Source organism: Paenibacillus sp. HJGM_3 (assembly GCF_045062745.1).
Taxonomy (GTDB): domain Bacteria; phylum Bacillota; class Bacilli; order Paenibacillales; family NBRC-103111; genus Paenibacillus_AA.
Window position 1 is genome coordinate 216606 of the sequence record NZ_JBJGED010000002.1, and the last position, 14511, is coordinate 231116.

Sequence of the window (14511 nt, forward strand, 5' to 3'; positions counted from 1 at the left end):
GCTTGAAGACTTGCTATACGGATAGTGCGGATGATGCCGAGTCGGATGATTGGCCGTGCTTTTTTCGGAATAGTACGATAAAGAATGCTAATGTCAGTAAGCTGAAGCCGATCGTAAAGGCGCCCAGAATCCAGGCGTTGTGCGCAAGGAAGCTGTAATCTCCGCTCGAGATGACCGCCTTGTACCCGGCTACGGTATACGTCATCGGCAGCCAGGAATTGAACCATTGCAGCGGCTCCGGAATAAGCTCGAGGGGGAACGTCCCGGCCGATGTCGTCAGCTGCAGAATAAGAATGATGATAGCCAAGAAGCGGCCGGGATCGCCGAATGCGGTGACGAGCACTTGCACGAGCGACATGAACGTCCAGCTGACGAGCACGCTGAACAGCATGAAGTATGGCACGCTCTGCACATCGATGCCTAGGCCGTACAAGAGCACCAGGTCCACGATGACCGCCTGGATAACCCCGACGGACAGCATAAGGCCCCACTTGCCAATGAACCAGCTGAATCCCGACTTCGGTGTGAGCGACGTCTCCCTCATCGGGAACACGATCGTGAGCAGCATCGAGCCGACGAACAACCCGAGCGAGACGAAGTAAGGGGCGAACCCGGTTCCGTAGTTCGGCACCGACGTCAGCTTATCCTCTTCCACCTGCACAGGACTTGCGATTTTGTCATACGTCGCATCCGACGTCTTGATGTCGGACGTCTGGCCGGACGCGGCCTTCAGCTTGTCGGACAGCTCGCCGGAGCCGCTCGCCACCTGCGACGAGCCCCCCGCCAGCTGGTCCGCGCCGGCCTTCAGCTGCGCCGTACCGTCCGCCAGCTGCGAGACGCCGCCGCTCAACTGGGCGAGCCCGCGCTGCAGGTCGGCTCCGCCCGCTGCGGCCGTGCGTACGCCCTGCAGCAGCGCCTGACTGCCGGCTTCCGCCTCGCCCAGCTTCTGGCCGAAGGCGGTGACGCCTTGCTGCAGCTGCTGGCCGCCCGCGGTCAGCTGCGCGGCGCCCGCCGTCAGCTGCCGGCTGCCGGCCGCCAGCGCATCCGTGCCGGTCGCCACCTGCTGGCTCGTGGCGATCAGCTTCTGCAGCGCCTCATCCTTGGCCAAGTCCGGATGAGCCGCCGCCCACTGCGCGAGGCCGGCCGACAGGCTGCCGGCGCCGGCCTGGAGCTGCGCCGCCGACTGCTCGGCGCCGGCCAAGCTGCTGCGCAGCTGCTCGAGCCCGGCTGCGCTCTGGGCGGCGCCTTGAGCGAGCTGCGCGTTCGCCCCGCTCAGCTGGGTCAGGCCGCCGGACAGCTGTCCGGTCGCCGTCTCCAGCTGATCGAGGCCGCCGTTCAGCCGGGTCGCGCCGGCATTCAACTCCTTCACGCCGCTCTGGAGCGGGATCGTCCCCGCGGCGAGTTGGCCCAAGTTCTGATTCACTCGGGAGAGACCGTCGTTCACGGCCTGGCTGCCCTGCGACAGCTTCTCCGCACCGTCAGCCGCTTGGGCGAGACCGTCAGAGAGCTGCGCAAACGTCGTGAAGATCGTCTGTGCATACGTCTTCGTGAGCTCTTGGGCAATTTCACCCTTCATACGCTCCACGGCCGTCTTCCCGATCTGGGAGGAGAGGAAGTTGTAGCTCTCGTTCGGGTAAAAACGGAACAAGGCGGCCGTCGGCTTCTCATTCAGAACGTCCGTTGCCTGCGCCGAGAAATCCTTCGGAATCTCGAGCCCGATGTAATAGCGGTTGTTCTTCAGCCCGTCCATCGCTTCGTCGGCGTCGACGAACCTCCAGGCGAAGCTGTCGGTCTGTTTGATTTTCTCCACGAACTCGTTGCCTACGTTCACCGGCTTCCCGTCCAGTACGGCGCCCTCGTCCAGGTTCACGACCGCCACGGGAAGCGTGTCCAGCTTCGCATACGGGTCCCAGAACGCCCAGAGGAACAAGGAGCTGTACAGCAGCGGTACGAGCGCAACCGCCGTAACGGAGATCAAGAGCTTGCGGTTGCGCAGAATCGATTTCCACTCGCTTAGGAACGAGCTTCGGTTTCTTGTTGATCGCATTTTATGAAGCCTCCAATACTGATTGACTGTTTTTCTCATTTGGTCACATTTGTGTTGAAAAAAAGCTGTCAGGCGCGGTCGACCGCAAGACCTTCCAGCAAATACAAGCGGAATAGCGAAGCAATCTCTTCCTTCGAGAGCGGCTTATGGCTCCGGTCCCATTCATAGATGAACGCGACGTACAGCTTCAGCATGACGAACGCCGTAATCTCCGGATCGCATGGCCGGATCTCCCCTCGGTCAAGCGCTTCCTGAACCTTGCGTTTGATGAAAGAGAGCACGGCCCCTTCGATCTGCTGAATGCCTTCCATCGCCTGCGGCGTCCCCATGTCCCGAACCTCGTGCGTGAGCTTGATCGTGAGCTCGTGCGTGCGGCGGAAATCGAGCAAGGCGTAGAGGGCGGCCTGGAGATTGTCGAAGAACGTCTTGTCGTCCTGGATGACCCGCTCGGCGATTGAACGCATCTCGAGAATGAGCTTGCGCAATATTTCATCGAACAGCTGCTCCTTGTTGGCGAAAAACGTATAGATCGTCCCTTTCCCGACATTCGCGATCTTCGCCACCTGATCCATCGTCGTCGCCTTATAGCCGAACAAGGTGAACGACTTCTCGGCCGCCTGCACGATGCTCGCTTTACGGTCCATCGACATAACCTCCTCACCTAGATTAATCGTCGGGCCGAACTATCTTTGAAGGATAGATCCACGGAATTACCCTGCATGACCGACTGACCAAAATTGAATTTCAGTCATTTCGAAATGTATTATACGCCGGAACTTCCCCTTTTGCAACCAGCAAGATCACATCTTGTCGATGCCCTGTTGGTCTGCATCGGGGCGTTCCGGCGTTAATTTGTACTTTCTCGCTAGAGCGACTTAACCATTCCGCCATCCACTAGCAAAGCTTGTCCGGTTACGTATGTATTCGCGAATGAACCGAGGTAGACGACCGAACGGGCGAATTCCTCCGGCGTTCCATAGCGTCCGATCGGGATTGCCGTGAGGAATTGGGCTTCCACCGCGTCGAGGCTCAACTGCTTTTGGCTCGCGATCCGCTCGTCCAGCTGCCGGATGCGGTCGGTCGCGATTCGTCCCGGCGCCACCGTGTTGACCAGAATGTTGTCCCGTGCATATTCGGTAGCCAAGCTCTTAGTCAGCGCGTATACGCCGGCCCGGAATACATTCGAGAGAATCAGGTCGGCGATCGGCTGCTTGATCGACACGGAGCTGATGTTCACAATTCGGCCGCCTTGCCCTTCTCGCATATACGGAAGCGCCTCGCGGATCAGCCTGATCACACTCATTAAGTTGCTTTGGAACGCCGCTTCCCATGCCGCATCGCCCGATGCGATGAAATCGCCAAACCCGCCTCCGGGAGGACCGCCGGCATTCGTGACGAGTACGTGAAGTCCGCCGTGGGCCTCGGCTGCGGAACGGACCGCAGCGGCGATCGATCCGGCATCCGCTACATCCAGCTGCACGCGATGCACGCTCGCTCCGGTTTGCCGCTTAATATCCTCGAATGCTTCCTCCAGATGATCGGCATTGCGGCTTGCGATCGTCACGCGGGCGCCCTCTCGGGCGTATTCCAATGCCGTAGCCCGTCCCAGCCCTTTGCTGGAGGCGGTGACGAGCACCGATTTGCCGGATAGTTGCAGGTCCACAAGAATCGCTCTCCTTAGGAAAAAATCAAATTTTTCTCGTATTGGGTCAATCTCCGCGCCGGGACATCCAAGACGATTTTGCCCCGGGACAGCCCCCAAATGCGCGTCGCGAACCGTTCGGCGAGATCCAGGTTCTGCATGCTGCAGACGGCGAGCAGGTTCGTGTTTTGGCACAGCGACTTGAAGTCCTGCATCACGCGGTCGGCCGACTTCGGATCGAGTCCCTTGATGGGCTCGTCCGCCACGATGACCTTCGCTCCTTGTGCAAGCGCTCTCGCGATCGCCACGCGCTGCTGTTCGCCGCCGCTCAGCTTGCCCACCTTCTCGTGCGCCTTGTCGAGCAAGCCGACCTTCTCCAGGAAGTCCATGCCTAGAATGTGCTCGTCCGTCGAGACGGTCGCCGTCAGCTTGCGCCAGATCGAAGTATGGAAGAACCGGCCCCCGAGTACGGTCTTTAATGCCGTTAAATTTTTATTCATGGAAGGCTTCTCGTCGAGATACGCCCATTCTTTGCGCAGCCGAATTTGATCGGTCCACTTGGGCGTCGTCAAGTCCTTGCCCTCATAGATGAGCTGGCCTTCGGTCCACTTCTCGCGTAGCGCGATACACTTGAGCAGGGTGGTCTTCCCGCTTCCGCTGCCTCCCACGACGGCGATCAATTCGCCCTTGTCCGCTTGAAAGCTGACCCGGGTCAGCACTTCCGTCCCGTCGGTCAACTGCTTCGTCAAATTTCGCACAATGATCATCCGTCTATCCCCTTTGCCTCATCTCGTGCCATTATACCATAATCCGGTACGAATTCACGACTTCGGACGGCAGAAAAGCCGGGTTTCAGCGCAATACACGAGTATCGGCGGAATCCGGCCTTTCGGATGATGCGGATTAGTTGTCCTTGCTGTGCGACTTGGTGGGCAGCTGCTTGTCCGGCTTGTTGTGGCCGAACCGTCTGCGGTTGCGCTCGTCCCCCGCTTGTTTGCGATGAAGCTTGGACAGCCATTGCTCGAGACTTTCCACTGCATTCCCTCCCGGATCCCGATATTGCCTGCATCCAGCGGCGTGCCTAATGCTCGTGCTTAGTATGCCCCGCCGGAAGGAATGATAATAATTCAGCGGATCGCCTTTACTTGCTTGGGCCGAATCAATAAAGCTTGTCCAACACCGACTTCGCCGTCTTCTCCAGCGCCTCGTAGGCAGAGTCCTTCATCTGCAGCGACAAAATCGTCGAGACGAGATCAAGCGCATGCAGCTGCGCCAGCTTGGCCGCGAACGAGCCGCCTTGCAGCGGCGTCTCCTTGGACGCGGTGAGCAGCACGACGTCCGCATGCTGCGTAATCGGAGAGCGCGCATGGCTCGTCAGGCACACGGTACTGGCGTCGTTCGCCTTGGCGAGACGGAAGGCGTCGACCAGGTCCCGTGTGCTGCCCGACGTGGTGATGGCCATGACGACGTCTCCCCGACGCGCCAGGGCCGCCGTCATCCGCATCCCATGCGTATCCGTCTCCGCATTGACCTGAAGGCCCAGTCGGAAGAACCGGTATCTCGCGTCCATAGCGGTCATGCCGGACGACCCGACGCCCATGAACGTAATCGTACGCGCGGAGCGGAACAAGTTGACGGCCTCCTGCAACGCCTGCTCGTTCAAGAGAGCCGAGCTGTTCTGAATGTTTTGCGCGTTGAGCGCGGTCAGCTTAACCTTGAGCGTCGCGAGGCTGTCGGACTCCTCGATGTCGCCGGCCATCTGCTCCGCCGGACTCGTGAGCTGCTGCGCGACCGCCAGCTTGAACTCCTGGTACCCCTGGAAGCCCAGCTTGCGGCAAAACCGGATGACCGACGTCTCCCCGACACCGGCTTTTTCCGCCAGATCGGTAATGGAGGAATAGACGGCCCCCTCCGGATCGTTCAGTACCGTCTCCGCCACGCGCTGCTCGGACTTCGTGAAGGAAGGGAGCAGGCTGCTGATCGCGAGCAGCGTATGGTTCAGCTCCGGATTGCGAGGGCTCGAGGTCACGCTTCCTCCCACACCCGGCGGATGTATTTCAGACCGGTCACGATGCCCCACTTGCACTCTTCCTTGCCTTCGAATTCGAGCGAAATGTAGCCGTCGTAGCCGGATGCCTTCACCACGCGAATAACCTCAGGCATGTCGATATCGCCTTGGCCGATAATCGCGCCGCGCAGGTAGTTGCCGCTCGCCGACTGGAACCAGCCGTCGCCGGGATTGCGGTACGAAGGACGGACATAGAAGTCTTTGAAGTGAACCATCGAAGCCTGACCGATGCTCTTCTTCACCGCGGTTACCGAATTCTCGTCCACGCACAGGAAGTTGCCGATATCCAATGTCGTACGGAAGTTCGGGCGGCCTACGGCGTGCACGAGCCGCAGCACCCGCTCGCTGTTCTGCACATAAAAGCCGTGGTTCTCGATGCTCGTCGTAATGCCGTATTGCGCGGCATAGTCGGCAATGATCTGGCACGCTTCCACGAGGACCGGGAAGTCCTGCTCGAAGTTCGCGGCCGTCGTCTCCGGAATCGGACGGGAGGCGATATCGTGACGCATCCGCTTTACGCCCAAGGCGTTCGCCACATCGACATGCTGCTTCACCCGCTCGATCTCGGCGTCGAATTTGTCCCGGCTGTCCGTGACGAAGTTCGCGCCGATTGCATAGTTCGAGATCTCGATCCCAACCGAGGCCGCTTTCGCTACGATCGCTTGGGTCAGCTCCGGATTGTCGATCAGCGAGAAATCGATCGGCACGATCTCGATATGCTCCCCGCCATTGTCGGCCACCCATTGAATCGCGCCCAAGATATCCATTTCCTTATTCCGCATTGCGTTGATTAAGCTGTACGAGCTAACTCCGAGTTTCATCGGTTCCACTTCCCCTTTGACTTATAGGATGATCTTGCGTCGGTCTGCCTTAAAGAACCTTCTCGATGGCGGCGATTAACTCTTCGTCCTCCGGCGTCACCTTCGGACTGAATCGTTCGGCCACATGGCCTTCGCGGTCGATCAGGAACTTCTCGAAATTCCACTGCACCGCCTCTTCGGGGCGGTCGGAATGCGCCGTGAGCCAATCATAGAGCGGATGCCGCTCCTCTCCGATCGCATGCACTTTCTGGAACAGCTCGAAGGTGACGTCATAGTTCAACTGGCAAAACTGCTGGATCTCTTCCATCGTGCCCGGCTCCTGGCCCGCGAAGTCGTTCGACGGGAAGCCAAGAATGCGGAAGCCGCGGTCCTTGTATTGCTGGTATAGCGCCTCCAGGCCGGCATACTGCGGGGTCAAGCCGCACTGGGAAGCCACATTGACGATGAGGAGCACGTCCCCTTTATAACCGGCGAGTGTCCGAATCGTGCCGTTCGCGGCGGTTACTTCCACGTCGTACAAGGAAGTCATTGGGTATCCCTCCATTATAGGTTCTCGTTACCAAATTTCTATCTAAGTATAGCATCCGACCCGAGTCAGGAAAAGGACGCGGATTTACACAAATCGCAACAAGGAGAAGTCCTCTTCTTCCTCTTGTGCAAGTTTTCCGTTTCATGGTATAATAATAACCTTTTCACCCGGAACGCAATCTTGATGGGAAGGTGAACGATGAACACGGAAACCGAAGTCCAGGACGCCTATGAGGAAGAGCTGAAGAAGCTGGAAGCCACTTCAAAATGGATCGATACGCGGCTGCAGGAGCTCAGCGCCATCCCCCGTTATTATGGCAACGATTACACCGAACAGGCGCTCGATTCGATCCGGGAGCAAGCCCGCCAGCAGTTAGGCAAAGCGACGGATGAGCCGTATTTCGGCCGGCTTGACTTCGAGGAGAACGGGTCCGGCCGCATTCGTCCGCTGTACATCGGCAAGTTCGGCGTCGAGAACGACCTCACGAACGAGCCGCTCGTCATCGATTGGCGGGCGCCGATCGCGAGCCTCTTCTACTCCTTCACCGGAGGCGACGACGCGGCGGTGTACGACTCTCCGGACGGGCTGATCGAAGGGCTCGTCTACTTGAAGCGCAATCTCGTCGTCCGGAAAAAAATTCTTCAGCGCGTCGTCGACACCTATTCCCGCGGCAGCGACCAGCTGAGCGTAAACGACGAGTTCCTGCTGTACCGGCTGGGCGAGAACAAGGACAACAAGCTGCGCGACATCGTCTCTACGATCCAGGCCGAGCAGGACCGCATCATCCGGTCGGCGCGCAATACCGCGATGGTCATCCAAGGGGTCGCCGGCAGCGGGAAGACGACGGTCGCACTCCACCGGCTCGCGTTCCTGTTGTACCAATACCGGGACCAGGTCAAGGCGGAGCGAATGATTATTTTCGCCCCGAACCGGATGTTCCTGGATTACATCTCCTCTGTCCTGCCCGAGCTCGGCGTCGGCAGCATTCAGCAGACGACGTTCGCGGACTGGGCGTTCGAGGTGCTGGACGACAAGCTGAAGCTCGCCGATCCGCAGGAACGGCTCGCTTACTGGTTCGCCCCCGGCGCCGCACGGCCGGAGATCGACGACTACTCCCCGGGCCGTTGGAAGGGCTGGATCGGCTTCATGAGCTTGCTCGACGAGGCGCTCCAGCGATACGAGCGGCATTTCACGCCGGAGCTCGATTTCGAGCCATGGGAGACGGCGATGCTGAAGGCCGGGACGATCCGCGAATGGTTCTATACCGAGTACCGGATCTATCCGCTGTACAAGCGCAAGGAGCGCGTTCACGCCCGGATCAAGCGTTGGATCGAGATGGAGCTCGATCGCGTCCGCGACCCCGGCCGCCGCAAGGACTTCAAGAGCAAAGCGTCTGCGAAGCTGCGCTCGTATATGAAGGCGTGGCCGGACCACTCTCCGTTCGGATTTTACTCAGAGTGGGTGTCCGGCAAGCTGACCTTGACGGACGGCGACGACAAGCGAGTGCTGCCTTCCCCGCTGCCGCCCTCGGTGGCCGCTGCATCGCTGAAGGACTTGGCCAAACGTGTCGTGCAACCGGAGGACCTTGCTCCTCTCCTGCACATCCACGATGCCTTCCACGGCATCGAGAGCGAGCGGATGTTCGACCATATCGTCCTTGACGAAGCGCAGGACTTCTCGCCGTTCCAGGTGGCACTCCTGAACCGTCATGTGAAGGGCAACTCGTTTACGATTCTCGGCGACCTGTCGCAGGGGATTCACGCTTACCAGGGAGTGCTCGACTGGAATGAAATGCTCGGCCTGTTCGCCGAAGGCACGACCTCGTTCCACCAGCTCGAGAGGAGCTATCGCTCGACGATGGAGATCATCCGCTTCGCGAACGTCGTGCTTGCGCGCAGCGTGCCGTCCGCCGTGCCGGCGATTCCGGTGTTCCGCAGCGGCGATAAGGTCAAGCTGCTCGCCGTGCCGGCGAAGAAGCGCGTAGCGGCAGTGGCCGCAGCGGTCGCGCGCAGCCGGGCGAACGGCGCGACCACGGTCGCGGTCATCGGCCGCACCGAGCGCGACTGCGCGGCGCTGCATCGCGAGCTCGGCGTGGCCGGCGTCGAGGCGTCGCTCATCGACGCCTCGCAGCGCCGGTATGCCGGCGGCGTGTCCGTCCTGCCGGTGTACCTCGCCAAGGGGCTCGAGTTCGACGCGGTGATTCTCACCGACGTCGACGCGACCCGCTATGGCGCGAATGCGCAGGACGGCAAGCTGCTGTACGTCGGGTGCACGCGCGCGCTGCACCAGCTGTGGATTCACAGCGACAGCGCCGCCCCGCTGTCGCCGCTTGTAGAGACGGACGACGATGAGATCGTCGTCCGGATCGGCGATGGCGAGCTGTAGCCGACAAGCTCGCCCGCTATAACTGCATGCAACCCTCGCAGGACGCCGTTGACGGCGCTGGCGAGGGTTGTTTGTGTATCCTTAGCCATTCGGCTTCTTGATGAGAAACCCAAAGTGCAGTATGCTGTACACAACTAACTTGTACGTGTCCACCTTTACCAAGCATCCTATTCCATGATGAGGGGTTCATCCATGACCCAGTCTTCTTCCCGCAAGACGTTTCGCGAGCGGCTCGATCACATGATCCAGGAGCTGCGAGGCGAGATCATGACCGGGAAGCGTGGGGCCGGCGAGTTCCTGCCGTCCGAACGCGACCTGGTTCGCCAGTTTCGCCTGAGCAACAAACTGATCCGAATCGGTCTGGAGCAGCTGGTCGCCGAAGGCCTGATCCACAAAATCCCCCGCGTCGGCAATCAAGTGGCCGAGCGAACGGACGGACGCCCGACTCTACTGCGCTTCGGCTACCATTCTACACTGGACGACGAGGCCGGTATGGCGGCGCTGCTGGAGGCGTTCCATCGCGAACACCCCAACATCGTCGTCCAGACGGTTCCTTTGACGTACCATCTGTATTACGACACCGTCCGGAACTATATGGATTCCGGACTGCTAGACGTCGTGACGATGAATACGACGAACTTCCTGCAGTTTCAAGCGCAGGACAGCCTCTCTATGTTCGAGCCGGTCGAGACGGATGGGAGCATTTATCCGTTCCTGGAAGACGCGTTCCGCCACGAGGGCCAGACTTGGGTGCGCCCCTTCCTCTACTCCCCTCTGATCCTATGCTACAACTGCGATCAGCTGGAGGAAGCGGGCGTGAGTGTGCCGTTCGAGCCCGCGAGCTGGGAGGAGCTGATCCGGACGGCCTCCCGGCTGACGGTCGAGAACATCCGGTTCGGGTTGTATTTCTTCCTGCAATCCAAGAACCGCTGGCCGGTCTTCTTGCTGCAGAGCGGGGTGGTGGCCGCCCAGTATCCGCTCCCTCTAGAGGACACGGCCGACCGCATTCTGGAGGGGCTGCAAGCGTGCCGCGACATCCTCTACGCCGAAAACGCCTTTCCCGTCTTTTTGTCGGAAAGCGACGCCTTGGCGGAAGATTTGCTACGCGACGGCCGCATCTCCATCATCATAACGACTTATTTCGCGCTGAGCCGGCTGCGCGGCTCGAACATTCGATACGACCTGGCGCCGCTCCCATCGCTCCGCGAAGAGAGAACGCTGCTCCTCACGATAGGGCTCGCGATCAACCGCCGGTCGAAGGTTAAGGTGGCCGCCAAGACATTCGCGGACTTCCTCTTATCCGACGCCGCCCAGCGGCACATCGGGCGCACGACGCTCAGCATTCCCGCGATCCGTCTGGATCCGGAGGAGCGGCCTGAGCCGAGCCCATCGTACCGGCCTCCGAACTTCGACCTGTACCGTGAGATCGAGCCTACCTTCCGCCACCTCTCCGATATGGGGCTTAGCGTGAAGCTGCTCGACGGGATCATGAAGGAAGCCCGGCTCTTCTGGGCCAAGATGCAGGACAAGAGCGAAACGCGCGAACGTCTGGTGCGGCTGCTCCGCGAGCCGTCCTAATGGACTCGTCCGGATTAATCGCGCGAAAGTGGAGAAAGCTGGGCAAATGCGTTAGTATAAGGAGAGTAGCTGTTTACAGGGAAGGAGAATTGCTCGCATGACTTATTCGATTCGTGAAGAAATCGCCAATGCCATCAGCCATGGGATCGGGGCTCTGCTTAGTATCGTGGGGCTTACCCTTCTTGTCGTTTATGCCAGTCTGTTCGGAGACGTATGGCATGTGGTGAGCTTCACGGTGTTCGGCGTCTCGATGGTGCTGCTGTATACGTTCTCGACCTTGCTTCACGCATTCCCACAACACTGGAAAGCGAAGCGGGTGTTCGAGATTCTCGACCATTCCGCGATTTATTTGCTCATCGCCGGGACTTACACGCCGTTTCTTCTCGTGGCGCTGCGAGGACCTCTCGGGTGGACGCTGTTCGGCATCGTCTGGGGGCTCGCGCTATGCGGCATCGCGTTCAAGGCGTTTTTCGTCGATCGCTTCATCCTGCTGTCGACGCTGTTCTACATTGCGATGGGCTGGCTCATTATCGTCGCGATTAAGCCGCTTTATGAGAGCCTGCCGTTCGGAGGACTGTTCTGGCTCGTCCTTGGCGGCGTGCTGTATACGGGCGGAACGGTGTTCTATATTTGGAGACGCGTCCCGTACCACCATGCGATCTGGCATACGTTCGTCCTCGGCGGCACCGCTTGTCATTTCATCGCCGTCTTGGGCTACTTGCTGCCGATCAGCGGCGCGGCTGCGGGTGGGGTTTAGCTGCAACCCAAAAAAGGACACCGCCTCTACTTTCCGGCGTGTCCTTTTCTTGTGCGACGAAACTGGTTACCCTCAGACTGATCCCTCACAACCCCGCATAATACCCCGCCAAGTCCTTGGCGATCTCCGCCAACCGTACGTTCATCTCCACCGGTTCCAGTACGCGTATCGAGCGGCCGTAGCCGATCAGCAGGTGCGGCGCCAGCGTCTCCACCGCGTTCCGATCGAGCGTGATGTGGATGGTTGTCTCCGTTCGCTCCACGACATTATGCCCGAATAACCAATGGTGCGACAAGTCCTGGATGACCTGCCGCCTGCCTTCAATCCGAATCGACATCAGCTCGTCCTGCTCCGACTTGTCCCGCACAAGCGAGTTCAGGAAATAGCTGCGCGCGGAGAAGTCGTCCGGCCGCTGGAACGTCTCCTCGGTCGGCGTCAGCGTCACGATGCGGTCAACCCGGAAGCTTCGGATCGCCGACCGCAGATGACAGTGGCCGAGAATATACCAGCGCCCTTTCCAGTACACCAGTCCGTACGGGTCCAGACTTCGTTCTTCCGGAGCGGACTCATAGCTTTTCAGGTACTCCATCCGCAAAGTGCGACCATCCGCCACGGCGTGCTCCAGCACTTGGAGGAAAGCGATCAACGGCTCGTTCGAAGACGGGCTGATCACCTCGAAGCCGCGCAGGTGCCGATTGATATCGTCCAGCTGCTCTTCGTTCGTATACAGCTTGAGCTTGGCCACCGCCCGGTTCAGGTCGTCCCCGAACGGGTAGCCGGCCTCCTGCGCGAACAGCGCCGCATGCATTAGCGCCTTCTGCTCATGCAGATCGAAGATCAGCGGAGCGTCGGTGAACGATTGAATCAAGCTGTAGCCGCCGTTATGCCCGGAATCGGAGACGATCGGCACCCCGCTGGCGCAGAGCGCGTCGATATAGCGATAGACGGTGCGGATGTTCATCTCCAGCGCCTCGGCCAGCTCCTTGGCCGTCCTGCGGCGGCCCGCCTTCAGCATCCACAGGACGGACAGCATGTTGTCTGCCTTAGCCATCTTAGTCCTCGGACAAGGTGCTTTCTTTCAAGATGACGTCGTGCGCCCCGCCCTCGACGAGACTGGTCGCGGAGACGAGCGTGATGCGGGCTTTGCGCTGCAGCTCTTCGATCGTCACACTGCCGCAATTGCATAAAGTCGATTTGATTTTATAAATCGTCTTCTCCAAATTCTCGCGCAGGCTGCCCGCGTACGGCACGTAGGAGTCGACGCCTTCCTCGAAGACGAGGCTTTCCTTGCCCCCGGTATCGTACCGCTGCCAGTTGCGCGCGCGGTTCGATCCTTCGCCCCAGAACTCCTTCACGAAGTTGTTGCCCACCTTCAGCTTCTTCGTCGGACTTTCGTCGAAGCGGGCGAAGTAGCGGCCCATCATAAGGAAGTCGGCGCCCATCGCGAGCGCAAGCGTCATATGGTAATCGTGCACGATGCCGCCGTCCGAACAGATCGGCACGTAGATGCCGGTCTCGGCGTAATATTGATCCCGGGCTTCCGCCACTTCGATCAGCGCCGTCGCTTGCCCGCGCCCGATCCCCTTCTGCTCGCGGGTGATGCAGATCGAGCCGCCGCCGATCCCGACCTTGACGAAGTCCGCCCCGGACTCGACCAGATACAGGAACCCTTCGCGGTCGACGACGTTCCCTGCGCCTATCTTTACGTCGAAGTTTGCCTTCACATATTGAAGCGTCTCGCGCTGCCATTCGCTGTAACCGTCCGAGGAATCAATGACGAGCACGTCTACGCCGGCGTCTACGAGCGCCGGTACCCGTTCTTTGTAATCCTTCGAGTTGATTCCCGCACCCACGATATAGCTCTTGTTGGCGTCCAGCAGCTCGAGCGGATTCTCCTTATGCGCATCGTAGTCTTTCCGGAACACGAGATACTCGAGGCTGCCTTGCTCGTCCACGATAGGCAAGCAATTCAGCTTGTGCTCCCAGATGAGATCGTTCGCTTCGGACAGCGACAGTCCCGACTTCCCGTAGATCAGCGAGCTGAACGGGGTCATGAAATCCTGTACCGGCTTGTCCATCGAATCCCGGCTGAGCCGGTAGTCGCGGCTCGTCACGATGCCGAGCAGCCTGCCGTTCGGCGTCCCGTCATGCGTAATCGCCACGGTGGAGTGCCCGGTCTTCTTTTTCAATTCCAGTACGTCCTGCAGCGTATGCTGCGGGGTTAGATTCGAGCGGCTCACGACGAAGCCGGCCTTATAGCTCTTGACCTTGCGCACCATGTTCGCCTGATCCCTCACCGACTGGGAGCCGAAGATGAAGGAGATGCCGCCGCATCTCGCCAGCGCCACCGCCATGTTGTCGTCGGAGACGGACTGCATCACGGCTGACGAGAATGGGATGTTGAGCGATACGGCCGCGGTCTCTCCTTTCTTGAACTTCGTGACCGGGACTTTCAGGCTGACGTTCGCCGGATGGCAGTCCTTCGTCGTCAAGTTCGGCAGCAGCAAATACTCGCTGAACGTCCGGGATGGTTCACTGTAATAATAAGCCACAATCACAGCCTCCTTATAAGGTCGGGGGTAAATTTTTACAAGCATACCACCGATCTTAAGCGGAAGTCAATCCTTTTCCTATGCGGCCCGGACGGCACAAAAAGAACCCGGCCAAAGCCAGGTTCGATCCTC

General features: G+C 59.7%; 13 protein-coding genes. 3 read left to right on the forward strand and 10 right to left on the reverse strand.

The window, feature by feature from the left end; translation table 11 throughout:
• Window positions 1-13 precede the first annotated feature (13 nt).
• The 8 genes from ACI5FR_RS03270 to ACI5FR_RS03305 all read right to left on the reverse strand — a co-directional run bounded on the left by ACI5FR_RS03270 (window position 14) and on the right by ACI5FR_RS03305 (window position 7107).
• The gene (locus tag ACI5FR_RS03270; protein WP_405450227.1) at window positions 14-2047 is read right to left on the reverse strand and encodes a YhgE/Pip family protein; all 2034 of its coding nucleotides are present in this window, start codon (window positions 2045-2047) and stop codon (window positions 14-16) included.
• A 68-nt stretch (window positions 2048-2115) separates the two neighbouring features.
• Window positions 2116-2697, reverse strand: a complete 582-nt coding sequence (locus tag ACI5FR_RS03275) for a TetR/AcrR family transcriptional regulator (protein ID WP_405450229.1) — start codon at window positions 2695-2697, stop codon at window positions 2116-2118.
• A 215-nt stretch (window positions 2698-2912) separates the two neighbouring features.
• Window positions 2913-3710, reverse strand: a complete 798-nt coding sequence (locus ACI5FR_RS03280) for an SDR family oxidoreductase (protein ID WP_405450231.1) — start codon at window positions 3708-3710, stop codon at window positions 2913-2915.
• Window positions 3711-3724: 14 nt separating this feature from the next.
• On the reverse strand, window positions 3725-4456 hold the full coding sequence (locus ACI5FR_RS03285; protein WP_405450234.1) for a phosphonate ABC transporter ATP-binding protein: 732 nt from the start codon (window positions 4454-4456) through the stop codon (window positions 3725-3727).
• A 136-nt stretch (window positions 4457-4592) separates the two neighbouring features.
• Window positions 4593-4724: a DUF4023 family protein gene (locus ACI5FR_RS03290; RefSeq protein WP_405450236.1), complete on the reverse strand. Its 132-nt coding sequence runs from the start codon at window positions 4722-4724 to the stop codon at window positions 4593-4595.
• A gap of 124 nt (window positions 4725-4848) precedes the next feature.
• Window positions 4849-5718 (reverse strand): MurR/RpiR family transcriptional regulator, encoded by an 870-nt coding sequence (locus ACI5FR_RS03295; protein ID WP_405450238.1) that lies wholly within the window; start codon window positions 5716-5718, stop codon window positions 4849-4851.
• Window positions 5715-6578: a sugar phosphate isomerase/epimerase family protein gene (locus ACI5FR_RS03300; RefSeq protein ID WP_405450241.1), complete on the reverse strand. Its 864-nt coding sequence runs from the start codon at window positions 6576-6578 to the stop codon at window positions 5715-5717. The genes ACI5FR_RS03295 and ACI5FR_RS03300 overlap by 4 nt, the downstream gene beginning before the upstream one ends.
• Window positions 6579-6627: 49 nt before the next feature.
• Entirely contained in the window at window positions 6628-7107 is a 480-nt protein-coding gene (locus ACI5FR_RS03305; protein WP_405450243.1) for a glutathione peroxidase, read from the reverse strand.
• A 198-nt stretch (window positions 7108-7305) separates the two neighbouring features.
• On the opposite strand from ACI5FR_RS03305, the gene ACI5FR_RS03310 reads away from it, so the two are divergent.
• From ACI5FR_RS03310 to trhA, 3 genes are all read left to right on the forward strand, one after another.
• Complete coding sequence (locus ACI5FR_RS03310; RefSeq protein WP_405450246.1) at window positions 7306-9492, forward strand: HelD family protein; 2187 nt, start codon at window positions 7306-7308, stop codon at window positions 9490-9492.
• 192 nt (window positions 9493-9684) lie between these two features.
• Window positions 9685-11070 (forward strand): extracellular solute-binding protein, encoded by a 1386-nt coding sequence (locus ACI5FR_RS03315; protein ID WP_405450248.1) that lies wholly within the window; start codon window positions 9685-9687, stop codon window positions 11068-11070.
• A 97-nt stretch (window positions 11071-11167) separates the two neighbouring features.
• Window positions 11168-11827 (forward strand): PAQR family membrane homeostasis protein TrhA, encoded by a 660-nt coding sequence (gene trhA / locus ACI5FR_RS03320; protein WP_405450251.1) that lies wholly within the window; start codon window positions 11168-11170, stop codon window positions 11825-11827.
• 85 nt (window positions 11828-11912) lie between these two features.
• Here trhA and ACI5FR_RS03325 read toward each other — a convergent pair whose 3' ends face one another.
• Both ACI5FR_RS03325 and ACI5FR_RS03330 read right to left on the reverse strand, forming a co-directional pair.
• Window positions 11913-12878, reverse strand: coding sequence for a helix-turn-helix transcriptional regulator (locus ACI5FR_RS03325; RefSeq protein WP_405450253.1), 966 nt, complete (start codon window positions 12876-12878; stop codon window positions 11913-11915).
• A gap of 1 nt (window position 12879) precedes the next feature.
• Window positions 12880-14379, reverse strand: a complete 1500-nt coding sequence (locus ACI5FR_RS03330; protein ID WP_405450256.1) for an IMP dehydrogenase — start codon at window positions 14377-14379, stop codon at window positions 12880-12882.
• Window positions 14380-14511: the final 132 nt, after the last annotated feature.

Excerpts from the sequence above, each read along its gene's own strand:
- ACI5FR_RS03270 (WP_405450227.1), bottom strand. The coding sequence starts at position 2,047 with ATGCGATCAACAAGAAACCGAAGCTCGTTCCTAAGCGAGTGGAAATCG.
- ACI5FR_RS03275 (WP_405450229.1), bottom strand. The coding sequence starts at position 2,697 with ATGTCGATGGACCGTAAAGCGAGCATCGTGCAGGCGGCCGAGAAGTCG.
- ACI5FR_RS03285 (WP_405450234.1), bottom strand. The coding sequence starts at position 4,456 with ATGATCATTGTGCGAAATTTGACGAAGCAGTTGACCGACGGGACGGAA.
- ACI5FR_RS03300 (WP_405450241.1), bottom strand. The coding sequence starts at position 6,578 with ATGAAACTCGGAGTTAGCTCGTACAGCTTAATCAACGCAATGCGGAAT.
- ACI5FR_RS03305 (WP_405450243.1), bottom strand. The coding sequence starts at position 7,107 with ATGACTTCCTTGTACGACGTGGAAGTAACCGCCGCGAACGGCACGATT.
- ACI5FR_RS03310 (WP_405450246.1), top strand. The coding sequence starts at position 7,306 with ATGAACACGGAAACCGAAGTCCAGGACGCCTATGAGGAAGAGCTGAAG.
- ACI5FR_RS03315 (WP_405450248.1), top strand. The coding sequence starts at position 9,685 with ATGACCCAGTCTTCTTCCCGCAAGACGTTTCGCGAGCGGCTCGATCAC.
- trhA (WP_405450251.1), top strand. The coding sequence starts at position 11,168 with ATGACTTATTCGATTCGTGAAGAAATCGCCAATGCCATCAGCCATGGG.
- ACI5FR_RS03325 (WP_405450253.1), bottom strand. The coding sequence starts at position 12,878 with ATGGCTAAGGCAGACAACATGCTGTCCGTCCTGTGGATGCTGAAGGCG.